This is a genomic window from Thermosphaera aggregans (assembly GCF_014962245.1).
Classification (GTDB): domain Archaea; phylum Thermoproteota; class Thermoprotei_A; order Sulfolobales; family Desulfurococcaceae; genus Thermosphaera; species Thermosphaera chiliense.
Genome location: NZ_CP063144.1, coordinates 232,408 through 254,965, shown reverse-complemented (window position 1 = coordinate 254,965; position 22,558 = coordinate 232,408). Strand labels below are relative to the sequence as shown.

Below are 22,558 nucleotides of genomic sequence, written 5' to 3'. Positions count from 1 at the left end.
GTGAAGACGGTCCGTGTTTCTGAACAACCACTCACACTGCTCGGGAAGCGATGAGGAGGAGCTTAGTGCGGAAAGGTGAAGAAGTTATCCCCGCCTGAGCTCTCACCCACGATCACAGTGATCCAGGATAAAAGCAGGGCCAGTACTCTAGTTTAAACAGGGTGGGCTGGTTGAGCAGCCCGAGATTATTCATCAACATAATCATCGATGTGCAGCCAGGCTGGGTTTCGAGAACCGATAAAGCGTTGAAGGGGAAAGGGTTTAAAACACGCCTAACCCCTCCCTCAACGATAAGCGGGTTGAAAGCCTACGGCGCTGGAAACCCTGGCGAAGTAGTAAGGGAGCTGGAGGAGCTCCTCTCAACCACCTCGTGGAGAGCGCTCTGCATAGAGCATTGGCTACTTGTTAAGAAGCAATGCCCCTGTCCGGGAGGGAGGGCGTGTGTCGAGCCAAGGAGCGGTCAGCTACTCCACGCTTACTGCAGGGAGGATGGGGGCGTGAGCTACCGGGTGTTGAACGCTAAAACCCCTCCTCCTTCAAACCCTTTAAACACTCCGAGAAGCATGTTCAAGATCTGTGGTGAGCCCGCGGGCTTGCAGGATTTAACCGTGAAACTATTAAATATTCTGAAAACATTAACAAGCATAGAGTGATGAACGCCCTATCCATTTCGAACAATCGTGATGAAGAATGTCGAACCCAGGCTGACCAGTCTTTTAATTAAGCAGTTACAGCCCGGGAACCAGGGGTCAGCAGCCTGCGAGCTTACTCGACCCTTGCATCCTCCCCAAGCACTTTCCCGCAAACCTGTTTAAACCTTGAAGCATCGCTGAGCATTGAGACATTGTTGAACATTACGTACGCGGTGTTGAAATTCATTTCCTTGAGAATGAGCGCCAGCTCCTCCAGGTCTTTATCAGTATACTTGTACGAGTAGTTGACCTCTCCCTCTCCAAGCCCGTGGAGCCTGGTGTAGACTACGCCGCCGTGGAATACTGGCCGGGCTTTCAACAAGTCTGTCACATGTATCACGCCGTGCTTGCTCAGCAACTCCTTAAGGACTGGTGCGCGAGCCCACTCACCCCTGGGCTCCCAGCCGTACTTGACGCTGCCGGACATTGAGACTGCTTGCTCGAAGAACTCGTCAACCCATTTAACAACATCCTGGTTGAAAGGCATGCTGGCCGGTGTCTGAAACACCACTATAAAGGCGTCGAGGGCTCTGGCAACCTCCAGTGTTTTCTCAAGCGCTTGAATATTCTCCCTGCTAGGCTTCAGGAAGCCGTAGCCCTCCGGGTTGCCCCCGGGCTTCCTCCTCATCCTCCTCCAGGTGGGGGATGTTGAAGGATGGGTTAACACCTGCCACGCCTTAACCGCGAACGAGAAGCCCTGCGGAGCCTCCTTTCTAATGCTTGAAGCCCATTCAACGCTTGGCAGATCGTAGAAGGTGTTTTGAAGCTCCACGGTTTTAAAAACACTGTAGTATTTGCCGCGGGCTGTTGGAAACCCGCAGCACCCTGTGATAACGGTTTTCATACCCTGCTGATCCCTTACTCAACCGACATGTAGCTTGCTTCAACGTTCTTGACCGGCTCCAGCTTCCTCATCTCGTCGGCAACCATGCCTGGCTCAGTCCACTCCGACTTAGCCAGGTCTACGATCATCTCGCACTCGCCAAGCTCCTCCCTCTTCAACACCGTGCACCTTGTTGAGACAATGTCTATGTTATGCTGGGCGAGAAACCTTGTCAGCTCGGCTAGGACGCCGGGGCGGTCCTCAACAACCAGCCTGATCTTTATAAGCTTAGCCGCGACCGGGATGGGAAGTAGCCTCAGCTCCTTCTTCTCCTTATCAGCCACCACTAGGAGGTACATGCCCTCCCTGATGTCCAGGACTTCCCTAACAGCCATTGGGATTGTAACCCTTCCCTTGGAGTCAACCTTCACAAGCTCTTCGATCTTCATTGCTTATCCCATTCAATGTTATTTTGTTTTAACAAGCTTATAACAATATCTCTAATCCCACATTATTCCCAATCATATCGCGAATGGGATGGTTGTTAACACTTTAACGCCCTGATCCTCGAGCCGCATCCTCCACGCCTCGCCAAGCCCTAGTATAGCTATGACATCGACTATCTCAGCCCTAGACTTAGCTATCATGTCGAGCACGCTGCTCAGCGTCCTCCCCGAGTACACGACGTCGGCGAGCACCAGCACCTTGTCCTTCCTGCCCAGGAGGTCCCTGTCCAGGTATAGGTTTTCAATCTCCTTAGGGCTCCTCATAACCATCGTGCTGTAGTACTGTATTCCAGGGTAGCTCTTACGCTTCACGAGAACTATTGGAGCGTTAAACTCTGTTGAAAGGAATGATGCAACCGGTAGCACAGCCTCAGCTGTCACCACGATCTTCGTCACCTCCTTCCCGGTTAGCTCCAGGAGGAGCATTACTGAGAGCAGGCGGCTGATGTACGGGTCTTTCAAAACCCTGAGCAGGTCTATCACAGGGCTCTTCTCCCTCTCGACAAGCTCCTTCACGAAGAACCCTATGTCTATAGACAACGCTATCTTCGCAAGGATGCTGGCAGCCTGTTCGAAGCTGGGTATTATCGAGCCTCTCGCATACCTGCAGAGAACTGATTCCGGGATCCCTGTTAGCTCGTAGAGATCCTTGTAGGAAAGGTTCGGCTTTAAAAGCCTCAGCAACTCGTTAGCCATCAGCCTCATCTTCATCTTGTCAGCCTTGCTCTGAGAGTAGGTTTTCATAAGCTTTGCAGCAATATCCGCTACCTCTTTCTCGCTCGGCTTCCTCGCGATAAGCACTCTTCCAGTCTTAACCCTAAACATGACACCACCACGGTTAATCAGGTATTTTTAAAATACTTAAATAAAAATTTAAATACACAGGGATGAGAGGGGTTTTAAGTACTGATAGGTGAGGAGAAACCCACGCGCCGACCTTCCTTCTGAACACTCCACGGTCTTTAAGGATAAACAGCTTTAATACTGTACTAGTGTCTTGAAAACATGGAGCGGTGAACAATCATAGAGTTCGTCTTCAACGAGAAGCTGCTGAGGCTCGGGATCCCCCGGGGCCTGCTGGAGGAGGCTGCGTCGCAAGCCCTAGCCCTCGGGAGAACCTACGCAAAGGCCTGCGGGGAGTGCAGCGGCATAAGCCTGTGCATCCTGCTGAGGCTGGTCCTGGTGAACGATTCATACATGGTTGAGCCCGAGGGTCTCCTGGTAAAGCTCCCGCCTGAAACACCGCTCGACGAGAAGACAACCTGGTTTTTAAAATACACGGAGACCATACGGAGCTTTGGAGGAAGCGTTGAACTCTACATCGGCAGGAGCAGCTGGCCCAGTGTCTACGGGCTCGCCTGCAGGGACACGGGGCTTGCGAACACTTTCGTGGAGCTCCCGGAGCCCGAGGAGGCGATGCTGTTCGAGGAGGATGGGGCATGATAGTTTTGAAGACTCGTAAATGGATTAGTGATGAAGCCTTCAGGGAAATACTGAGGATTGCCGAGTACCAGGGCGGCGGTGGAGGTGAGAGAAGGTTCATCCTCAACCCTGAGAAAGCCGTCCGCAACGGGTACTCGTACAGGGATGTTGTGGAGCTGATCAAAGAGTACCAGCTGGAGCTTGAGGGAAGCCTGGACGAGCTGGAGGCTGCCTTCCAGCCCTACACCCCCGTGCTGGAGTGGGACAGCCTCACAGGCTATGTTAAGCTGTACATTCCATGGCCTGTTTTCAACAAGGCAAGAGCATTCCTCTCCGAGCTGGGCGCTAGGAGGGCTGCGTCCAGCGATACTGGAATAGTCTACAGGATCCCGCCCTACAAGCTGCACACCGCCTACTCCAAGCTGTCGGAGCTGGGCTTGGAGGTTAGGGATCCTGGGAGGCTTCTCGAGGATAAGCTCCTCCCGTTGAAGCCGGAGCTGGTCAACGTCTCGCTCAGGAGCTACCAGCAGGAGGCGCTGGAAAAGTGGAGGAGCAACAACTACCAGGGGATTGTAGCCCTCCCAACAGGCTCCGGGAAGACTTTGATCGGGGTTTCAGCGGTTGTTTTAACCGGGAGGAGGAGCCTGATAATAACCTACACCAGGGAGCAGATGTTCCAGTGGAGGGATGTAATAGTTAAATCGACGAACATCCCGCAGTCAATGATCGGCCTCATGTACAGTGATGAGAAGAGGCTTGCCCCTATAACCATTATAACCTATCAGAGCGGTTTCAGAGTGATAAGCGAGATCTCCCCCTTGTTCGACCTCCTAATAGTTGACGAGGTCCACCACCTCCCGGCGGAGAAGTTCAAGCACATCGCGGTTCACAGCATAGCCAAGTACAGGCTAGGCTTATCCGCAACCCCTTACAGGGAGGATGGGAAGCACGAGGAGCTGTTCCCCCTGCTGGGAGGGATAGTGTACCATAAAACACCCGCGGAGCTGGCTGCAACAGGGTTCCTGGCACGCTACCGCGTCGTAACCGTTAAAGTAGGGTTGAAGAAGGATGAGCTCGAGCAGTACAACTCTCTCAGGAAGCTCTACTTCAAGCTGGCTAACGGGAGGGATTTCAAGAAGGTGCTGGAGGACGCGCTAAGAGGTGATCAAAGGGCTAGGGAGGCTTTGAGAATACACAGCCAGATGAAAATGCTCCTAGCCAAGTCGGAGAGCAAGCTGGAGAAGGCTGTTGAAATAGCCCGGAGCGAGCTGGAGAAGGGCGGTAAGATAATCGTGTTCACCCAGTACGTGGAGCAGGCGGAGGAGCTGAGTAAAAGGCTTGGAGCATACTTGTTAACAGGCGAAGTCCCCCCGCTCGAGCGTAAGAGAATACTTGAAGAGTTCAAAACAGCCTCCAAGGGAATACTCGTGGTCACCACGGTCGGGGATGAAGGCCTCGACATACCTGACGCTAACGTAGGGGTAATGGTGTCGGGCACAGGTTCAAGGAGGCAGTTCATCCAGAGGCTTGGAAGACTCCTGAGGCCGAAACCAGGGGGTGAGGAGGCCCGGCTCTACGAGATAGTGTTGGAAAAAACCCCTGAGGAATACCAGTCCAGGAGGAGGAAGACCTCCACCCTAGACTTCGACGAGGCTTTCAACCAGGAGTGAGCTCAGGCGAGGACACTTTTTTAATCGGCTGAGCCTGCTGAAACATCAATGAGGAGCCAGTGAATAATCCTCCAGAACCCTGGGCACTCCCCGGTTCCAGGGGGTTTCACAACCATCTTCCTCTCCTCGAAACATGCCTGGACAACAGGCTCAGCCCCGCCGGGGCCGACGGCAACAATAACCGGTGTGAAACACCCCTCCCTACCCTCGCTCGAAGCCTCCCTCACAGCCGGGTCGAAGAGGTCGTGATGCCCTACAAGGCCGCCCAGGCTGGTGTAAACCTGGCCCACGGCCACCAGCTCCCCGCAGGCCGGCCCGGGGCTGGAAACAGTTACAAGCCAGTCTGAAACCTTCAAAACCCCTTGCTCCCTGATGGATAGGAGGCCTCGGAGGGTGCTCGCAAGGCTTGAAGCGTTGACGAGGCTGTACTCCAGCCAGGTATCCTTGTGGGTGACGTAGCGTGGTAGCCCATACCTCCCCGCCACCGCCCCGGCCTGTTCGGAGCGGTCTGGAGGGAACACGAGGGTGAACGGGGCTACTGCTACTTGAACAACCTCCCCGTTAACAACAACGTAAGTGTAGCCTGGCCTACGCGTAACGTATAACTCCTCGAACCCGCTTCCGGAAAGCTGTTCGAGGAAGCTTGTGAAAACCTGTGTTTCAAGGCTGAAAGCTTCCACCAGGAGCGAGCTCCTTGGAACCCTTGGCATCTCGGGCAACCGGTAGAAGGGTTGTGATTGATGGAAATATTCTAGAAAAACCCTGCTTGCTGTTTCAAACCCGTTTACTCCTTAATCCTCAGCTTAACCTCGATGATGCTGACCCTGGTCTCCTTGCCCTGCGGGTTGGTCACTGTTTGACTGCCGATCTTGATGTCCTCAACGTCTACTTTACCAGGCAGGAACCTGTTCCTGATGATTTCGACCGTGTCGACAGCCTTGCTGATGGCTCTTCCGCGGGCCTTGATGTATACCTCTCTAACACCCTGGTGTACCAGGGTTAGTACGGCTATCACGTAGTTCATTACGGGTTTCTTCCCAACTAAGACTGTGTTTGCACTCTGGGGTTGCGCCATATTTCACACCCTATGGATTTTGTTTTACTGGTTAGAAATATGATTAATCTGCTACTATAAAAACCTTTTCCCCGCAGGGTAATACACCACCCCTTCTTTTAAAACAATCCCGCGCAACGGATTTGAATACCGAGGATGAATGTTGACGATTGCTTTAAACCCGTTGTACAGGAACTCCTGCCCTGTCTGCGGTGGAGACTTAACTTCGAGAGATGTTGAAGAGCATGGGAAGTGCCCGAGGTGCAGGAGCAGCCTAGACTCATCCCTCAACGTTTTCACCCTGAGCAGGATTATCGAGGATGAGGTAGGGGATTTCGAAGAGTTTTTCAAAACAGTAACCAGGGGGCTTACACCCTGGGGGGCTCAGAAGACATGGGTTAAGAGGATACTGTCAGGCGAGAACACTGTGTTAATAGCCCCCACCGGCATGGGGAAGACCACGCTCCTCATTGCTTACGCCGTGTTCGCCAGCAGCAGGGGTAAGAGAATCCTGTACATAACCCCGACAAGAGCCCTGGGCAAGCAAATACATGCTAGGATAACCGGGGACGGCGGCGGGGAAGCCGTTTTCTACGACTCAGGCCTGTCGAGGAAGAAGAAGCAGGCAGTCCTGGAGAGGATTGTTAAAGGAGATTTTAAAATACTCGTGATAACCAACAGCTTCCTTGGAAGAAACTTCGACCTTCTCAGCAGGCACGAGTTCGACATCGTCATCGTTGACGACGTGGATAGCTTGCTGAGGAGTGAGAAGAATATTCTGAGACTACTCTACCTCCTAGGCTTCAGCGAGGAGGTTGTCCAGCTGGCGAAGAAGAGGCTGCAGCTCCTGTGGAAGCTCATGGTTAACAAGAGCTTGAACAATGAGGAATCCTACTCCAGCATTGTCAAGGAGTACCTGGAGCTCGACGCCAGGATTGAGTCATCCCTGAGAACGTTGAAGAGGAGGCAGCTCATCGTTGCCTCGGCCACCGGGAGGATTAAAGGGGTGATGGGAAGGATCCTCAAGGACCTGTTGCAGGTGGATGTTTCAGGGATAACCATTTACGGGAGGGATGTAACGGACTCCTACCTGCTAAGGAGCCCGGGCGAGGCCGCGGGGGAGCTTGCCACGCTGGTTAAAGCCCTGGGCCCCGGGTGCGTGATCTACATATCCCCCAGGCACCCGTTCAAGCAGCAACTGGTTAAGCTCTCCGAGGATCTCCGAGAAATTCTCGAGAAGGAGGGTTTCAAAACAGCTGATGCAACCCCTGCCAATATTTTGAAGATGGTGGGCGGGCAGGTTGATGTTTTAATAGGGAGCGCGAGCTACTACGGGTCCAGCGTCAGAGGAATAGACGCTCCCCAGAGCATAAAGTATGTTGTCTTCCTTGGAACACCTGTCTTCACGGTGAGCCTGGAGTCTTTTCTCTCAAACCCGAACATGCTTGCGAGAATCCTGATAGAGCTTGCTGAGAAAACCAGTGTTAAATCACTAAGGGAGAGGGCTTACACTGTTAGAAGACTAGTATACTACTTATCGCCGGGCGAGACAAGGCTGCTACGTAACGTGCTAACCGGTAAGATCCCTGAGGAGGCTGTTAAACCCCATGAGAAGCTCTACAGCAAGTATGTTGAGTTGAAAACCCTCTACATCGAGACAGTTAAGGAGGTGGAGGAATACCTGGACGCTAACACGGTCCTGGAAGCAGGATCCATAACCCTCTTGAAAAACGGGGACGCCTACCTTGCAGTGATCCCGGACGCTATGACCTATATCCAGGCCAGTGGAAGGGTGAGCAGGCTCTACGGCGGCAGGATGACCCACGGCCTATCCCTCATCGTTGAAGCACCCCTCCTATCAAACCTTGTGAAAGGCCTGGAGCTGAAGCTCAGAATGATCAACAAGGACCTCGGGTTTAAACAGCTCGGGGAGCTCGACCTCTCCGCTGAGAAAAAAGCAGCTGAGTCGACGAGAACAAGGAGCGGGGAGTGGGCTTTAAAGTACAGGAGCGTGCTAATCGTTGTAGAATCCCCGACGAAGGCTAAGACGATAGCGAGATTCTTCGGGAAGCCCGTGTCGAGGAGGATAGGGGATGTTAACGCTTACGAAATCCCCGTGAAGATTGGCGGGGAAATAATCGACTTGAACATAACGGCTACCCGGGGCCACCTTTACGATTTAACCACCGATCCCTCCATCGACAACTACGGGATCGTTGTTGAAAACGGGCTGGTAGCACCGGTTTACGAAACCATTAAGAGGTGCAGGGTGTGCGGGACACAGTTCACCCATGAGGCTTCATGCCCCAGGTGCGGCAGCGGGGTTTTCTCGGACCAGAAGAACGTTGTAAACGCGTTGAGAAAGCTCGCGGGCGAGGTTGACGAGGTGTTGATTGCAACAGACCCTGATGTCGAAGGGGAGAAAATAGCCTACGATGTCTACCTCTCAGTACTCCCCGTTAACAGCAACGTGTGGAGGATTGAGCTCCACGAGATAACCCTGCAGGAGTTTCTCAAATCCCTTGAGAGGAAGAGAGGTGTAGACAGGAACAGGGTTCTCGCTGAGATCTACAGGAGGAGCCTTGACAGGCTGGTAGGGTTCAGCCTCAGCCAGGACCTGTGGTCAAGGTTTGGGAAGAAATACCTGGGGGCGGGCAGGGTTCAAACCCCTGTGCTGGGAATGATTATCCAGAGATACAGGGAGTATGTTGAGGGGAAGTGCAGGAAGATTGAGCTCGAACTAGGCGAGCCCTTGAACACCAAGTACTCGGTCTGCGTTGACAAGGATTCAAGCCTGGCCGAAGAGGTTGGGAAAGCTGGGAAAATACTGCTGCGGAAAGAGGGCGAGGAGGTTGTCGAGGTTTCTCCGAAACCCCCCTACACGACCGATGAATTCCTGGTTGACGCTGCCAGGAGAGGGATCCCGGTCAGCCTTGCAATGAAGATTGCTCAGGAATTGTTCGAGGCAGGCTTGATAACGTATCATAGAACAGACAGCAAGTACGTGAGCGCGACAGGGGTTTCAATAGCTTCGAAATACCTTGCCGCGAAGAATTTGAAAAGCCTTCACAGGCCGAGCCACTGGGGGGAGCCCGGGGCTCATGAAGCAATAAGGCCTGTCTACCCTTACGATACCGATGACTTGATGAAGGCTTTCACGGAAGGGTTGATACCGTTAACGATTCCCTTAACAGGCCTCCACTACAGCCTCTACGACATGATTTTCAAAAGATTCGTGGCAAGCCAGATGAAGCCTTTCAAAGCGGTTAAATCCAGGTTCACCCTCTGGGTTAACAATACTGCGCTGGGAGCCATGGAGGTTTACACCAGGATAGTTGAGGATGGGTTCAACCTTGTCGCAGGCGTTAAAACCCACGGCGGACTCGAGAACGTTCGGGAAGCCGAGGTCCTGGTGAAGCAGGTTAAAACGTCGATCTCCAGCAGAACATTCCTCTACAGTGAGGGAGACCTTGTAGCCTTGATGAAGAAGACAGGTATTGGCAGGCCGAGCACCTACTCCAAGATAATATCCAGCATTGAGAAGCACGGCTACATTGTCAAGTCGAGGAAGAAGCTTAAGCTGATACCGACTAAGACGGGGATAATGGTTTACAACTATGTTTCAACAGCCTACCCGGACCTGACTTCCGTCGAGCTTACCAGGAGGATGGAGGAGCTGATAGATGAGATTTCCACGGGCCGCTTAAGCGCTGCCGAAGTGATAATTGATTTAATGCAGTCTCTCAGCACGAGGAGCTTGATGCCTGTTAAAACCCTCAGTACTTTTTCCTAACAGTAATAGCTATGAATGACTTAAACCTCCCCTTAAACCTGTCACTCCCAATATCAACCTTAACCAGCTCAACACTATCCCCAAGCCTTGAGACAAGGGCGTTGTAGACGTCGACAGCCTTGCTTACGAAGCCACCGCTACCCTTCAACACAACAGTGCTGCTACCTTCCTGGAACATTAGGATGGTTTCAAACACGTAATCCTCAACCGGCTTAGCACCAATGTTCACCAACCTAGCCTCTTCCACAATCCCCACCATTAACAATAGACATATGGATTTACTATTAAATATTGCCCTCGCCGGCACAGGGTGGAGGCGATTCAGTTGAAACCGAAGGGTAGAACTGGGGAGTTTTCCTATGCTACCTCAACTATTACTCACCCACCCCTCAACTTCTACTCTACAATTAAGAAATAAATCATGAAGAATCAGTTAAAGTAAAATAGAATTATTAGACAAAAATAATATAATCATTATACAAATATTTTCTTATTTCAGTTGGAAAAAATGTTTCTAAATTTCAAAATATGCATTTGAAACATAGGGGTGTGGGGTTGACCAGTTGTTTCCAGTTTCTCCATTTGAAGCTTTCCCGTAAAACCGGGGAGTTTCCAGCATTGGATAAGGCGAAGGTCCCAGGCGGTCCAGTCGAAGGGTTCCCGGTGAACCCCCCGGTTTCATAGAGGTTGAAGATTATAGGGAGGTTTATCAAAAATGTAATCAGGGGGCTGGGCGGCCCGTTGACGCCTCCGTTTGGAGGTGAGGAAACTCCGCGCACCCCGTGGCAGTGCGGCCCCGTAAGGGGCACGGGTAGTCCCCGTGGCAACGGCACAGAAACGGTACGGCCGCAGCTGGGTGGCGATGATGCGGACGGGCCCCTGGTGACGGGGGTTTTAAACCGTTGAGGACGGTTGCGGACGCGTTGAAACGGCCGCCCCGCACGGTGCAAGGCCTGATCCCGGTGTGAGGGCCACGCGACCGGTGTAGGCCGCTTAGACGAATACGGGCTTAACAGAACGCGGGTTACGGCCCGGCCCCTCCTAGCATGGCGGGCTATCCCCCCAGTACTCCCGGATTACCCTGACCAGCTCCTCCCTGCTCCCTGCTTTCGAGCACGACTCCAGCAGCTCGGTGTTGAGGCTGTGGAAGGTGCTCATCCACTTGTAGAGGCCGAGGAGCTTCTCATAGGTTTCCGTGAAGCCTGTTATGTATGCTGCGGCTGCGACGGCTTCAATGCTTGACAGCATGCAGGGCTTCCCATAGTTTACAGGGTTGCCGGGGAGGAGGGGCGGGAGCTTGACGTGGGCTCCGGGGAGTTTTTTAAACTTATCAGGGGTTAGAAGCCTCCAGCTAGCGTCCAAGACAAGGACGCCCTTCTCCTCGACCAGCCCCCTGTCCCAGGGCCCTAGGTATTCAGGGCTGAAAGGATCCAGCACGACTAGCCCCCGCCTTGCGAAACCGTGGTCAACAAGCCTTGCCAGCCCTGCTTTAACCATTTTCAGCGCTGTGTTTTTAACTGGGTCATCCTCATAATATATTATAGCGTAAATCCTGATCCTGCACCACCGTTCATCACTATGGTTAATCCCAAATTAATGGTTTAAATCTTAATAGAAATATTTATTATACAGGGTTGACTAGTATTAACATGGTGGGAGAATGGCGAAGTCAGCGGCAATAGTACTGATACAGACAGAGATTGGCGCTGAGTCCAAGGTTTTAGACGAGCTCTACAAGATGCCCGAGGTTAAGGAAGCATACGTCGTCTACGGCACATACGATGTCGTGGTTAAGATAGAGGCTGAGGCGTTGGAGAAGATAAGGGAGATCGTTACAAACCATGTTAGGAGGCTCCCGGACATAAGGACAACGGTTACAATGATCGTTGTAGAGGAGAGGATTAAATCCTCCCCCAGCCACTAGTTAATCACAAGTTTTTTTTAAATCCCACTTCTCCGAAACCCTGGCAGGATGGTTAGAAGTGGTTAGTGGACCGGCCGGGATTTGAACCCGGGTCCTCCGCCTCTCCTCGACCTCGGTAGCGCCCCCTTAGGCCATGCAAGGGCGGCGCTCTTCCAGGCTGAGCTACCGGCCCTCTAAAACTGAAATATAATTTAACAGGGGTTTTAAATGTGGGTAGGCAGGGCTACCTGGTTACCTTAGCAGTCTTCAACTCCTCCAGGAGGCTCCTAGCGCCCGGGTCGCTGCTTATCCTCCTCCTAACATTGTCGAGAAGCTTGTTCAAGGCTGATGCTGTAGCCTTCTTCAAGTCCAGCGGGTGTATCTTTCCTTCAGCGTAAAGCTTCTCCAGTACCGAGTAGTCTTCAACAGTGATGGTTCCCCCGTACTTCTCCGGCCTCTCAATAACGAGGGTGAAGCCCGGCTGCTGGAACAGCAGGTACTTGTTAATCTCCAACACAGGGTTGAGCTCCGTGATCCTTGGAGGACAGTAAGCCTTCATGATCTTGGCTTCAACAGCCTCAGCATCCTCGTGGACGAAGATAGCTGTCTCCGGCTTGCTCTTACTCATCTTCGCCTCAGCAGCGAGCTCGTCAGCCTCAAGCCCGCTCTCCATCCTCCCTCCCGGGCCCTGTAGCCCGGTTATTATAGGGGTGTGTATGGCCACAGGCTTCTTAAGCCCCAGCTTCTCCGCGATATCCCTTGTAAGCATGTGAGCCTTCCTCTGATCCGTCCCGCCCACGGCTATGTCGAGGTCGAGGTAGAAGATGTCTGTAACCTGCATTAACGGGTATATCAGCTTGGAGAAATCCGTCTCCCCTTCATCAACCCTCCTCCCCATGATGGTTAAAGCCCTCTTAACCCTTGCGAGGCTGACCTGCTTAGCGGATTTGAGTAGGAGGCCCCAGTAGTCCTTGTCGCTGGCCAAGTCCTCAGCGTCAACATACTTAACCCTTCCCTCAGGCACGCCAATAGCCTCCAGCACTATCCTAGTGTACCTGGCAGCCTTCCTGATGAGCTCAAGGTTCCCCCCGAGCTTGTCGTTGATGTATGCGTGCCAGGTTGCCTCGAGCAGGTAGAAGTCGACCCCGGCTTCAACGAGGTCTCTCACCTTGAACATCCAGACAAGCCATCCAACATGGACGAGGCCGCTTGGCTCGAACCCGAGGTAGCCTTTCGGCTTCTCCTTCTCCTCGAAAACCTTTCTCAACTCCTCCACTGTTACTACTTCGGAAGTATTCCTTGTAGCAAGCCTTAACCTCTCATCCACGTTCACGCGCGACACCTTATAAACAAGTATTAGCAACCAGGTTTTATTTAAACAGGAACATGTCCCCCACCCCTAACACCCGTGGTCATCGAGGCCGTACGGCTCGGCTTCCACGGGCTCTTAAAGGTGGGAGCGGGGCTGTTGTTTAAGATTATTGCTTAAAAACCTATTAACTCTTTCAACAAGCCGTGCTCGCTAAGGGTATGCGAAAACCTCCCCCGGCTTCAACACTACTACTTTAGTGCTGGTTTTAGACTCGACAAGCTGCTTGAAAACCTGGGGGTCTGCTTTTATCAGCGGGAACGTGTTGTAGTGCATTGGTATAGCGTACTTAGGCTTCAACAACTCCACTGCTTTAACAGCCTCCCGCACCCCCATTGTGAAGTGTCCGCCTATCGGGAGCAGGGCTATGTCAGGGCTGTAAAGCTCCCCTATGAGCTCCATCTCGCTGAACAGCCCTGTGTCGCCTGCGTGGTAGATGGTTAGGTCCCTGCCCTTGACGACAACCCCGACTGGAACCCCCCGGTTGCTACTGTGGAGCGCGGGCGTCAACACTATCTCAACATCCGGGATTGCGAGGGCCCCTCCAATATTACCGCCGATTGCTTTAACACCTTGCTCCTGAGCGTAAAGAGCTATCTCGTAAACACCCACTATCGGAGCCCCCGTGTGCCCCGCTACCTCTATAGCATTGCCCAGGTGGTCCCCGTGATCATGGGTCACGATGATGTAGTCTATCCTTCTCTCCGAGTACTCGGATGGTTTTACAGGGCTCAACGGGTTTTCAATCCAGGGGTCGATCAGCACGGTCTTAACAGCATCGTCCAGCCCGGTTAACACTATTTCGAAGAAGCTGTGTCCAAGATACTTTACAATACCCATTCAACCCACCATTAATCTATATTGTTTAATACTTGGAAAAAGCTTTATGTCTAGAAAGGGTTTGAGCCCAATGGTTTCGGATGACGAGCTTGCGAAGCTTTTGAAGGCTGGCGAGATAGCGAAGAGGGTTAGGGAGGAGGCTCACAGGGTTGTGAAGCCTGGGGCCAGGTTCACGGATGTTGCGGAGCACTTGGAGAGGATGATAAGGGAACTGGGGGGTTCCCCCGCATTCCCGATCAACATAGGCGTCAACGAGGTCGCAGCACACTACACCCCTGTCCCAAACGACCCCTCCGTAATCCCCGACAACTCCGTGGTTAAAATAGACATAGGGGTTCACGTGGACGGCTACATAGCCGACACCGCTACAACAGTCTGCTTCAACCCGGCTATGGAGGGGCTGGTTGAGGCTGCTCGGAGAGCTCTTGAAAGAGTTGTCGAGGTTTTCAAGCCCGGGGTTAAGGCTTCCGAGATCGGGAGGGTTGTCGAGGACACTATAAGGAGCTACGGGTTTAAGCCGGTAAAGAACCTGAGCGGCCACAGCATATCAGCCTACACTATTCACGCAGGCGTGAGCATTCCAAACTTCAACGACTTGTTCGCAAGGTTTAAGCTGGATCAAGGGGTTTACGCTGTGGAGCCTTTCGCAACCAACGGGGCTGGGCTGGTTAAGGATGTAAGCTTGAAAACAATCTACGCTCTCAAGCAGGGAAAGCGTGGGAGGCTCCCCCCGCAGGCTCTCAAGCTCTACGATCAAATCTACGGTGAGAGGAGAACCCTCCCGTTCGCTGAGAGATGGTATTTGAACCTCGCATCCTCGGCTGAGGGGTTGAAGGGGTTGCTGGCTTTGATGGAGAGGAACCACTTACTCACAGCCTACCCTGTCCTGGTTGAAAGAGAGGGCGGGCTCGTATCACAGTTCGAGCACACCTTCATAGTTCTCGAGAAGGAGGTTGTAGTATCCACCCTCTAGTTTTAACACATGTTTTTAAACGACTATAGTGTTAGAGATTAAGAAGAGTGCTGAGTGGGCTGGTATGGACGGGGACACGTCTTCAATGATCATGCAGCTGATATGGCTGATATTCTTCTTCCTCATAATTACTGGTTTAAACCAGAAGATACAGACCAAGATATGGATCATGGATATCAGGACTAAGCTTAACGTGATAATGTCTCTTGTAGAGGAGGATAGGCGGAGGGTTGCGAACATGCTGCGCAACCTGGGGGTAGCAGCCCCTGATGTGCTGATAAACAGGGTTGTAGACTTCTTCACCATCGAGCCTGTTGAGATAGAGCCCACAGACATTATCAAGAGGCTTGACCACCTGGTTAGGACGACTGATGAGTCGGTTAAGAGAATGGTTGAGGCAACAGTCCCTCATGTTGGAAGGTATGAAAAAACCCTGATCGAATCCAGCCTTTCAATAGTCGGGGCTTTAAACACTATTTACAAGATTGTCAGGCACTACCTGCTAACCGGTGAAAGAGAGAACAACTGGATCCTTATAATGCAGCTCCAGTTCCAGATGCCGATGATAATGAAGATTGTCAACACTTATCACGAAGCCCTCGACGCCTTCTCAACCGGGAAGCCAATAGGTGACGCTGCCGGCCCGTTAACGGTTCACAGGCTTATAGAGAACGGGCAGGTTGTGTCGAGAAAGGTTGTTGATGAAACCAGCATTATAGAGCTGTACTACAAGGATAGGAGGGTTTTCGTGATAAAAGCTGAGGGCCCCGGGAGCAACGTGGGACACCCGGGCGCTGTTTTAAACAAGCTTGTCGAGGACTTGAAGGGTAATGTGGACTTGATCATAACTATTGACGCTGCTTTAAAGCTCGAGGGGGAGGAGACAGGGTCGCTGGCGGAGGGTGTTGGAGCAGCAATAGGCGACCCAGGCCCTGAGAAGATAGCGATAGAGAGGGCTGCCTCCAAGTACAATATCCCGTTGAGAGCCCTGGTTGTTAAGATGGATTTAAGGGAGGCTATAACCGTGATGAGGAAGGAGATTTTCGAAGCATGCTACAAGGCTTTCAAATATGTCGACAAGATCATAGAGGAGGAGACGAAGCCTAAGGCAACAGTGATCGTGGCTGGGATAGGCAACACCATGGGGGTGCCTGGCTAATGCCCGACGGGATAGATGTTTACAGCTTATTCCTCATCATAGCCGTCATACTGCTGATAGCCTACCTTCTAATAGACACCTTCACCAAGAAGCCTAAGAAGAAGGAGTATGTTACAAGGGAGCTGTTGAAGTGTGCTAAATGCGGATTCTCCGTTGAGAAAGAGTTCGAGCCAGGCGACTTCATAGGGCTCGTCAAGGACAAGTGCCCTAAGTGCGGCGGGGAGTTAAGGGTTGAGGGAATCTACTCTGTCGAGAAGGAAAAGATTTTAAAACCCGGTAATCCTTAGGATTGATAGGTGCCCGACCCGGCCATAGTGGCCGGGCAACACCCGGTCTCGTATCGAACCCGGAAGTTAAGCCGGCCACGTCAGGGTGGCAGTGAGGTCCGCGAGGCCTCGCAGCCGCCCTGAGCTGGGATCGGGCACTCTTCCCTACCGCTTGCTCAATCACTAATCCTCCCAGGCTTCTTCATCCCGGGACTGCTTCCTCAACTGTTTCAACACACTGGTTGCGAGGAAAATGTTCAAGAGCACTGCTACAGCAAGGATAACTATCAATGCTAACAGTAGGATACTGATAATCCCGGGGCTTCCAACACCCCAGCACAGCGGTATGAAGAATATGATCACGCACCCCGCAAACCCTGCTTCCCCGCCGCCGGACCCCGTCCACAGCGCCGCGGCCGCTAGCACTACTGCAAAGCCGAGGGCTATTAGTATAAGCCCTATCCTCCCAGGGCTCATGAAGCAACCCCTGCTGTGAAAACTATTAAAACAGCTAGCACCGCGGCAGCTATCAGCAGGAGCGCAAGCCCTATCCTCCTCGAGCTTGCGACCAGGATCGGTATTGGGCCAATCATGATCAACCCTCCGGCCTCAACCCTCCCCCCGCCCTCCTTGATCATGGAGTAGACTAGGACGAGGATCCCGGCGATAATCAACACCAGCCCGATTAAAAGCAGCTGTAGAGCAGCCATCCCCGCCGGCCCCAGCATGCTTTAATCCCTAATCAACCTAATATGGATTCATGAGGGTGTTTTAGAAATGGCTGGGGAAGTAGTCCGTGTGAAAGAGGTGAGGCATGGCGGGAGGAAGTACCTGGGGCTCGAGGTCAGCCTGCCAGGGTCGCCCCCGCTGGTCCTCCTAGTGGGTGAGTCAGGCTTCGCCATGTGCGGGTTCCTCGATGTTTCAGCAGCCGAGAAGAAGGGTGTGGTGGCTGTTAAAATACCCGGGGTAGGCTCGGTTGAGGAGTTGCTTGAGAAGGAGATTGCTGAGGCAACCTCGAAGGCCGAGGCTAAGGGTTTGAGGAAAGGGGTTAGGCTTAAGGATGTTCTCGACCAGTTGTGAGAGGAGCGGTCTTGAAGCCAAGGGTTAAAATACTTGCAACCCTCGGACCCAGCAGCGGGGATTTCGAAACAGTTAGGAGAATGATTCGTGAAGGAGCATCAGGCTTCAGGATAAACTACGCCCATGGCGATGCGAGAACATGGGATCTCTACGTTAAAATAGTGAGAGAAGCCTCGGCAGAGCTAGGTGAAACCGTATCCGTGATAGGGGATCTGCCCGGGCCCCAGGTGAGGTCGGGTGATTTCGAAGGGTTCAGCGTTACCAGAGGCGACCAGGTCCGGCTGGAGCATGCTTCCACGAGCTCGGGCGCGAGGACTATTCCTGTACCGGTGCGCGAGCTCTTCATATCCCTCGAGCCAGGCGACGTTGTGCTCTACGGTGACGGCGAGATATCTCTTAGAGTGCTGAGCGTTGACGAGCACTCATCAACTCTACTGGTTTTAAACGACGGGGTTGTCAAGCCGCGGAAGAAGATCGTTGTCCAGGGTAAGGAGATAAGCCTCCCCATGCTCTCCGGCAGGGATGTGGAGCTGTTGAACCATGCTGTTTCAAACCAGCTGACGTATGTTGCGTTAAGCTATGTCAGAAGCTCCAGGGATGTGGAGCTTGTTAGAAACATGCTGAGGGGCAGGAGCTTCCAGCCCAGGGTTATCGCTAAGATTGAGACCAGGTCAGCGTATCTAAACCTTAAGGAGATAGCTGAATCATCCGACGCTGTCCTAGTGGCTAGGGGAGACCTAGGGCTCCACTTCCCGCTCGAAGAAATCCCTCTCATACAGAAAAACATTGTCTCAGTAGCCGACTCCCTCGGCAAGCCCAGCATTGTCGCAACCCAGGTGATGGAGTCGATGATTGAAAACCCGAGGCCCAGCAGAAGCGATGTCGTAGACGTTTACAACTCGGTGTACGACATGGTTGACGCGGTCATGCTTACGAATGAGACCGCGGTTGGCAAATACCCTGTTGAAACCGTGAAGTGGACTAGGAGGATTATTGAAACCGCGGAGTCCCGCCTCGACCCTGCTATCCCGCAACGCTCCAGAAGGGTGGGGACAGGACTGATGGAGAAGTACGCGCACGGCTTGCTGTCACTCGCTGAGAGCTTGAACGCTAAAATACTCGTCTACACTAAAGGCAACACTGTCCCCCCGCTTATCTCGAAGCACAGGCCGCTTGTCCCCGTCTACGTTGGCACATCCTCCAAGGTGATTGCTGAAGCCTTAACAATCTACTACGGGCTTACACCGGTAAACCTTGGCGGGGCGGGCGGAGACATGGATTACGAGAAAGGCGTTGAAGAACTCTACCGTGTTGTAAGGGAGAAGAGGCTTATCGACATAGGGGATGTCGTGGTTAAAGCCTACGTGAAATCAGGAACCGGCGTGCACGAGATAATTATCGAGGAGGTAAAGTAGCCTTTCTAAGACCTTAAAACAGAAAGCGCGTTAGCGAGAACGCTTACATCGCTTAAAATCATTGCGGCAGCCGCCATCTCCGGCGTTATGAAAAGCCGGTGGCTCAGGTAAAGAACCCCCATGGCTAAAGGTATGAGCACCACGTTGTATGCGAAAGCCCATGCAATGTTTTGAACAATCTTTCTCTTAACCAGCCTGCTGAAGTCAAGCAGGAATGTAAGCGTTCTCAAGCTGTTGTTTAAAACCACTATGTCACCAGCCTCCTTGGAGACATCGGCCCCGCTACCCATTGCCACGCCGACATCGGCCACGGCAAGGGCTGGGGCATCGTTTAACCCATCCCCCACGAAAACTACTTTTAAACCATTCCTCTGCATATCCCTCACCAGGTCAGCCTTATCCCTTGGCTTAAGCCCCCAGTAGGCGAAGTCGAGCCCTAGGGCTTCCCTGTAATACTTCACGCTTGCCTCGACATCCCCGCTGGCTAAGCCAACTCTGAAACCCCTCTCCTTCAACGCGCGCACAACGCTGGCGGCTTCATCCTTCACAACATCCCCTATCTCCAAGACGGCTTCCACCTCATTGTTTATGAAAACCATGACAGGGGTGTTCCCCCTTGCCCCTGCCTCCTCTACAAGCCTCAAGGCTTTCTCGCTAACCGGTACTCCAAGCCTCTCCGCCAGCTCCAGGTTGCCTACTGCAACCCCTATGCCTTCGACAAGGCCATAAACCCCTTCACCCGGGATGCTTACATATTCCTCGGGCTCGGGGAACTCTACCTTCTCGCTAACACACTTCTCAACTATTGCTCGCGAGAGAGGGTGCTCGCTCCGGGATTCAACGGAGCAAGCCATTCTTAGAACACTCTCCACCCCGGCGTTGCCTAGCAGGTGTGTTTTAACCACAGCCGGCTTCCCAACGGTTAGAGTACCTGTCTTGTCGAAAACAATGGTGTTGGATCCTAGGATTTTCTCGAAGACGTCTCCAGCCCTGATTAAAACACCGCTTCTAGAAGCTTTTAAAACAGCTATGGAGACTACGAGCGGTGTTGCAATACCTAGTGCGCAAGGGCATGCAACAGTTAAAACCGCGGCTGTAAAAACCACCCCCATCTGGAGATTCCCTGCTAGGAGGCTCCAGTAGGAGAATGTTGCCGCTGCAAGCCCTAGGACGATCCATGTGAAGTAGCCAACTATTTTATCGGCAAGCCTTGCCAGCCTCGGTTTAACGGACTCAGCCTCCCTCACTGTTTCAATAACCTGTGCTATGAGAAGGTCTCCGCCAACCCTTGTCGCCCTAACCCTTAAGAAACCCGTGTTTAAAACACTACCTGCGAGAACGGGATCCCTGTTTTCAGCCTTCTTGGCGCGGGGAACCGGCTCCCCTGTGAAGCTTGACTCGTCCACGTAGCCGGAGCCCTCGACAACCACTCCGTCAACAGGGATGATCTCGCCCGCCCTAACCTCTACAACCTCCCCCGGGGCCAGCTGGGAAACAGGTTTTTCCACAACGGAGTCTCCAACCACCACTCTTACACTGCCCCGTAGCAGCGAGGCAAGCTCCTCCAGTGATTTAAACGCTCTCCTCCGAAGCCTCTCCTCCAGGTATTTCCCAAGCCCGACGAACCCTATGACCCCGGCTGATGCTTCGAAGAATGATGAGGAGTGTAAACCCCCGTGCAGGTGCATCAGCCCAATGGTAGATGCCACCCCGGCCGTGAACGTTGAGATTACTGAGACAGCAATCAAGGAGTCCATCACCGGGATCAGCATTAACAGGGATTTCAAACCCCTTGCGACAATATCGTAGTTGAGAACAATGGCTGCTGCAGCCATGGGGAGGAGCAGTTTTTCACTTACAGCGCCCCAGCCCTGAACACCCCCATTCAGCATTGAATACATGGAGAGTGACACAGCTGTTAAGCCAATGATGAATGAGGCCACCCTCCTGTACAGCAGGGTTTTCTCGCCCAGGCTTACAGACTTCTCGGCAACAGCGGTTAAAGGCTTGGCCCCGTATGCTACCAGCCTGCTTGCAACATCCTCGGGAGTGGTTTCCAAAGGGTTGTAGACAACTGTTGCAACCCCGGTTAAGGAGATCTTTGCGTCGAAAACTCCTTGCAAACCCCTTATCTTAGACTCGAGCAATGCTGCCTCCTCGCCGCTGAGGCTTTTCAGGTCGAAGTACATCTTCTCCTTGTAGACATCGTAGCCAGCATCCCTTACTGCTTCGTAAACATTCTTGAGAAGGCACTTCTCATCATCATACTCAACCTCTGCCTCGCCAGTGCTCACCTCGACCTTGAAACTGCTGACGCAGCCGAGGCTTCTCAACCTTCTCTCAATAGCGTATACGCAACTAGGGCAGTCAATCCCTATGATCTTAAGCCTAGTCCTTCTCAATGATTAAACACCTTCAAGCCTGCTAGAGGAAGGCTTTAACCGCTACTCGGGCATGCCGCTGGGGCCGTGGGTGAGGTAGTGCTCAGGGTTTTTCTCAAACTCTTCGAGACATCTCCTGCTACAGAAGTAGTATATCTTCCCCTTGTACACTGTTTTAAACCGCGCGCTCCCGGGGTCGACGCTCATTCCGCACACAGGGTCTACCTGCTTCTGGCTCAAATAAACCACCATGTATCAATTATAACAAAGTTATTAATAAACCCGAACCCCTCCACGCTCGTGAGCACTGTAGAGCCGCCGGCGGGATTTGAACCCGCGTCCACCGGCTGTCCAGCGACTCCGGTGTTGATCAGCCGTTACGAGGCCGGCGCTCCACCGGGCTGAGCTACGGCGGCTCTATAATGGTTTAGGGAGAAGGTGTTTATAAAATGTTAAAGTATGGTTAGGCGAGGGCTTTCAACGCGTTGAGAGCCATATCCTTCATGACGCTGTAGGGGTCTTTAGCCTTCACGATGCCTGATGCTACGAGAACACCGATTGTTCCCAGCTTGATTGCCTGGTATACGTCCTCCCCTGTGGTTATGCCTGCTCCTGTCAGGATTAAAACCTCCTTGTTAACGCTCCTGATCATTGACACGCTGTTGGTTATCACCTCGGGCTTGGCCTTGCTCACGCTTACCCCTGTGCCTATTAGCTCGGGGGGTTCGACAGCTATCATATCAGGCTTCAGCAACGCTATAGCGGCACCGGTTTCAGGCACGTCTGCGCAGGCAAGGGTTTTCAATCCGAGCCTCCTAGCCTTGGCTATCAGCATGTTTATGTCAGCAATCTTAAGCCTGTGCTCGCTGTGGTTTAATATTACTCCTTGAACCCCAGCCTCCTTCAACCCTTCAACCGGTATGTAGCCTGTTACAGCCCCTGGCTCAACAGGGTCTGCGTGCTGCGCGAAAACCTTAACCCCTGACCCCTCAACCTCTTTCAGGACACGGTGTATCTCGGTGAACGGGGGTGCTAGAATAATCTCAACACCGGTTTCCTCCCAAACCCTTCTCGCATCCCTTGCTATTCGCAGAGCGTTCTCGCCGAAGCTGTGGGGGTGGTATGCCTTGTAGTTTACAGCTATTATAGGCTTCAAGCCAGACACCCTCATATATTAGCCCTTGTGTAGAGCATGTGGTTGTTAAGAGGGGA

26 protein-coding genes, 2 tRNA genes, 1 rRNA gene and 1 other RNA gene are annotated in these 22,558 nt (G+C 52.7%); 14 read left to right on the top strand and 16 right to left on the bottom strand.

Translation table 11 applies throughout. The features are described from left to right. Window positions 1-170 precede the first annotated feature (170 nt). Window positions 171-653: a hypothetical protein gene (locus tag IMZ38_RS01485; RefSeq protein WP_193436430.1), complete on the top strand. Its 483-nt coding sequence runs from the start codon at window positions 171-173 to the stop codon at window positions 651-653. 112 nt (window positions 654-765) lie between these two features. On the opposite strand, the gene IMZ38_RS01480 is transcribed toward IMZ38_RS01485, so the two are convergent. The 3 genes from IMZ38_RS01480 to IMZ38_RS01470 form a co-directional block, all read right to left on the bottom strand. Continuing rightward, window positions 766-1,536, bottom strand: a complete 771-nt coding sequence (locus IMZ38_RS01480; RefSeq protein ID WP_193436429.1) for a DUF72 domain-containing protein — start codon at window positions 1,534-1,536, stop codon at window positions 766-768. A 14-nt stretch (window positions 1,537-1,550) separates the two neighbouring features. After that, on the bottom strand, window positions 1,551-1,964 hold the full coding sequence (locus IMZ38_RS01475; RefSeq protein WP_193436428.1) for an AbrB/MazE/SpoVT family DNA-binding domain-containing protein: 414 nt from the start codon (window positions 1,962-1,964) through the stop codon (window positions 1,551-1,553). 72 nt (window positions 1,965-2,036) lie between these two features. Continuing rightward, entirely contained in the window at window positions 2,037-2,846 is an 810-nt protein-coding gene (locus IMZ38_RS01470) for a phosphoribosyltransferase family protein (protein ID WP_193436427.1), read from the bottom strand. 188 nt (window positions 2,847-3,034) lie between these two features. On the opposite strand from IMZ38_RS01470, the gene IMZ38_RS01465 reads away from it, so the two are divergent. Genes IMZ38_RS01465 through IMZ38_RS01455 form a run of 3 tightly spaced genes read left to right on the top strand, consistent with a single transcriptional unit; the run spans window position 3,035 to window position 5,113 of the window. Continuing rightward, window positions 3,035-3,226, top strand: coding sequence for a hypothetical protein (locus IMZ38_RS01465; RefSeq protein ID WP_193436426.1), 192 nt, complete (start codon window positions 3,035-3,037; stop codon window positions 3,224-3,226). Then, entirely contained in the window at window positions 3,204-3,464 is a 261-nt protein-coding gene (locus IMZ38_RS01460; RefSeq protein ID WP_193436425.1) for a hypothetical protein, read from the top strand. The genes IMZ38_RS01465 and IMZ38_RS01460 overlap by 23 nt, the downstream gene beginning before the upstream one ends. Then, a complete protein-coding gene (locus tag IMZ38_RS01455) occupies window positions 3,461-5,113 on the top strand; it encodes a DEAD/DEAH box helicase (protein ID WP_193436424.1) in 1,653 nt (550 codons plus the stop codon). The genes IMZ38_RS01460 and IMZ38_RS01455 overlap by 4 nt, the downstream gene beginning before the upstream one ends. A gap of 20 nt (window positions 5,114-5,133) precedes the next feature. Here the strand turns inward: IMZ38_RS01455 and IMZ38_RS01450 are convergent, their stop codons facing one another. Then, entirely contained in the window at window positions 5,134-5,832 is a 699-nt protein-coding gene (locus tag IMZ38_RS01450) for a hypothetical protein (protein ID WP_193436423.1), read from the bottom strand. Window positions 5,833-5,897: 65 nt separating this feature from the next. Continuing rightward, the gene (albA, locus tag IMZ38_RS01445; protein ID WP_193436422.1) at window positions 5,898-6,188 is read right to left on the bottom strand and encodes a DNA-binding protein Alba; all 291 of its coding nucleotides are present in this window, start codon (window positions 6,186-6,188) and stop codon (window positions 5,898-5,900) included. Window positions 6,189-6,327: 139 nt separating this feature from the next. Between albA and rgy the strand changes: the two genes are divergently transcribed. Further along, window positions 6,328-9,960, top strand: coding sequence for a reverse gyrase (gene rgy / locus IMZ38_RS01440; protein ID WP_193436421.1), 3,633 nt, complete (start codon window positions 6,328-6,330; stop codon window positions 9,958-9,960). Here the strand turns inward: rgy and IMZ38_RS01435 are convergent. After that, window positions 9,944-10,207, bottom strand: coding sequence for a DNA-binding protein (locus IMZ38_RS01435; protein WP_319637047.1), 264 nt, complete (start codon window positions 10,205-10,207; stop codon window positions 9,944-9,946). The genes rgy and IMZ38_RS01435 overlap by 17 nt on opposite strands. Before the next feature lie 308 nt (window positions 10,208-10,515). Between IMZ38_RS01435 and IMZ38_RS07345 the strand changes: the two genes are divergently transcribed. Then, the gene (locus IMZ38_RS07345) at window positions 10,516-10,644 is read left to right on the top strand and encodes a hypothetical protein (protein WP_264409062.1); all 129 of its coding nucleotides are present in this window, start codon (window positions 10,516-10,518) and stop codon (window positions 10,642-10,644) included. A gap of 41 nt (window positions 10,645-10,685) precedes the next feature. Further along, window positions 10,686-10,999, top strand: an RNA gene (gene rnpB / locus IMZ38_RS01430) — RNase P RNA component. A 2-nt stretch (window positions 11,000-11,001) separates the two neighbouring features. Here rnpB and IMZ38_RS01425 read toward each other — a convergent pair. Continuing rightward, on the bottom strand, window positions 11,002-11,511 hold the full coding sequence (locus IMZ38_RS01425; protein ID WP_264409123.1) for a DUF367 family protein: 510 nt from the start codon (window positions 11,509-11,511) through the stop codon (window positions 11,002-11,004). A 109-nt stretch (window positions 11,512-11,620) separates the two neighbouring features. Here IMZ38_RS01425 and IMZ38_RS01420 point away from each other — a divergent pair, with 109 nt between their 5' ends. Then, window positions 11,621-11,884, top strand: coding sequence for an Lrp/AsnC ligand binding domain-containing protein (locus IMZ38_RS01420; protein WP_193436419.1), 264 nt, complete (start codon window positions 11,621-11,623; stop codon window positions 11,882-11,884). 66 nt (window positions 11,885-11,950) lie between these two features. Here the strand turns inward: IMZ38_RS01420 and IMZ38_RS01415 are convergent. The 3 genes from IMZ38_RS01415 to IMZ38_RS01405 all read right to left on the bottom strand — a co-directional run bounded on the left by IMZ38_RS01415 (window position 11,951) and on the right by IMZ38_RS01405 (window position 14,072). Further along, window positions 11,951-12,056 (bottom strand) — tRNA-Ala (locus IMZ38_RS01415). Window positions 12,057-12,107: 51 nt separating this feature from the next. Further along, the gene (locus IMZ38_RS01410) at window positions 12,108-13,196 is read right to left on the bottom strand and encodes a tyrosine--tRNA ligase (RefSeq protein WP_193436418.1); all 1,089 of its coding nucleotides are present in this window, start codon (window positions 13,194-13,196) and stop codon (window positions 12,108-12,110) included. A gap of 189 nt (window positions 13,197-13,385) precedes the next feature. Then, a complete protein-coding gene (locus tag IMZ38_RS01405) occupies window positions 13,386-14,072 on the bottom strand; it encodes a metal-dependent hydrolase (protein ID WP_193436417.1) in 687 nt (228 codons plus the stop codon). A 70-nt stretch (window positions 14,073-14,142) separates the two neighbouring features. Here IMZ38_RS01405 and map point away from each other — a divergent pair, with 70 nt between their 5' ends. The 4 genes from map to rrf all read left to right on the top strand — a co-directional run bounded on the left by map (window position 14,143) and on the right by rrf (window position 16,624). Next, window positions 14,143-15,045 (top strand): type II methionyl aminopeptidase, encoded by a 903-nt coding sequence (map, locus tag IMZ38_RS01400; protein WP_193436416.1) that lies wholly within the window; start codon window positions 14,143-14,145, stop codon window positions 15,043-15,045. Between the two features lie 28 nt (window positions 15,046-15,073). Further along, window positions 15,074-16,204: a DUF1512 domain-containing protein gene (locus IMZ38_RS01395; RefSeq protein ID WP_227410893.1), complete on the top strand. Its 1,131-nt coding sequence runs from the start codon at window positions 15,074-15,076 to the stop codon at window positions 16,202-16,204. Further along, complete coding sequence (locus IMZ38_RS01390; protein ID WP_193436415.1) at window positions 16,204-16,491, top strand: hypothetical protein; 288 nt, start codon at window positions 16,204-16,206, stop codon at window positions 16,489-16,491. The genes IMZ38_RS01395 and IMZ38_RS01390 overlap by 1 nt, the downstream gene beginning before the upstream one ends. Before the next feature lie 14 nt (window positions 16,492-16,505). Further along, window positions 16,506-16,624 (top strand): 5S ribosomal RNA (gene rrf, locus IMZ38_RS01385). Window positions 16,625-16,653: 29 nt separating this feature from the next. Here the strand turns inward: rrf and IMZ38_RS01380 are convergent. Continuing rightward, window positions 16,654-16,947 carry a hypothetical protein gene (locus IMZ38_RS01380; protein WP_193436414.1) on the bottom strand — a complete coding sequence of 98 codons (294 nt, stop codon included), beginning with the start codon at window positions 16,945-16,947 and terminating at the stop codon, window positions 16,654-16,656. Further along, on the bottom strand, window positions 16,944-17,180 hold the full coding sequence (locus tag IMZ38_RS01375) for a TIGR00304 family membrane protein (protein WP_193436413.1): 237 nt from the start codon (window positions 17,178-17,180) through the stop codon (window positions 16,944-16,946). The genes IMZ38_RS01380 and IMZ38_RS01375 overlap by 4 nt, the downstream gene beginning before the upstream one ends. A 67-nt stretch (window positions 17,181-17,247) precedes the next feature. Here IMZ38_RS01375 and IMZ38_RS01370 point away from each other — a divergent pair, with 67 nt between their 5' ends. Both IMZ38_RS01370 and pyk read left to right on the top strand, forming a co-directional pair. Next, a complete protein-coding gene (locus tag IMZ38_RS01370) occupies window positions 17,248-17,550 on the top strand; it encodes a YunC family protein (RefSeq protein ID WP_193436412.1) in 303 nt (100 codons plus the stop codon). 11 nt (window positions 17,551-17,561) lie between these two features. Continuing rightward, window positions 17,562-18,965 (top strand): pyruvate kinase, encoded by a 1,404-nt coding sequence (gene pyk / locus IMZ38_RS01365; RefSeq protein ID WP_193436411.1) that lies wholly within the window; start codon window positions 17,562-17,564, stop codon window positions 18,963-18,965. Window positions 18,966-18,970: 5 nt separating this feature from the next. Here the strand turns inward: pyk and IMZ38_RS01360 are convergent, their stop codons facing one another. From IMZ38_RS01360 to tpiA, 4 genes are all read right to left on the bottom strand, one after another. Then, window positions 18,971-21,367 (bottom strand): heavy metal translocating P-type ATPase, encoded by a 2,397-nt coding sequence (locus IMZ38_RS01360; RefSeq protein ID WP_193436410.1) that lies wholly within the window; start codon window positions 21,365-21,367, stop codon window positions 18,971-18,973. A 42-nt stretch (window positions 21,368-21,409) separates the two neighbouring features. Then, the gene (locus IMZ38_RS01355; RefSeq protein WP_193436409.1) at window positions 21,410-21,598 is read right to left on the bottom strand and encodes a YHS domain-containing protein; all 189 of its coding nucleotides are present in this window, start codon (window positions 21,596-21,598) and stop codon (window positions 21,410-21,412) included. Between the two features lie 61 nt (window positions 21,599-21,659). Next, a tRNA-Thr gene (locus IMZ38_RS01350) sits at window positions 21,660-21,762 on the bottom strand. Window positions 21,763-21,809: 47 nt separating this feature from the next. Then, window positions 21,810-22,517, bottom strand: a complete 708-nt coding sequence (gene tpiA / locus IMZ38_RS01345; protein ID WP_193436408.1) for a triose-phosphate isomerase — start codon at window positions 22,515-22,517, stop codon at window positions 21,810-21,812. Window positions 22,518-22,558: the final 41 nt, after the last annotated feature.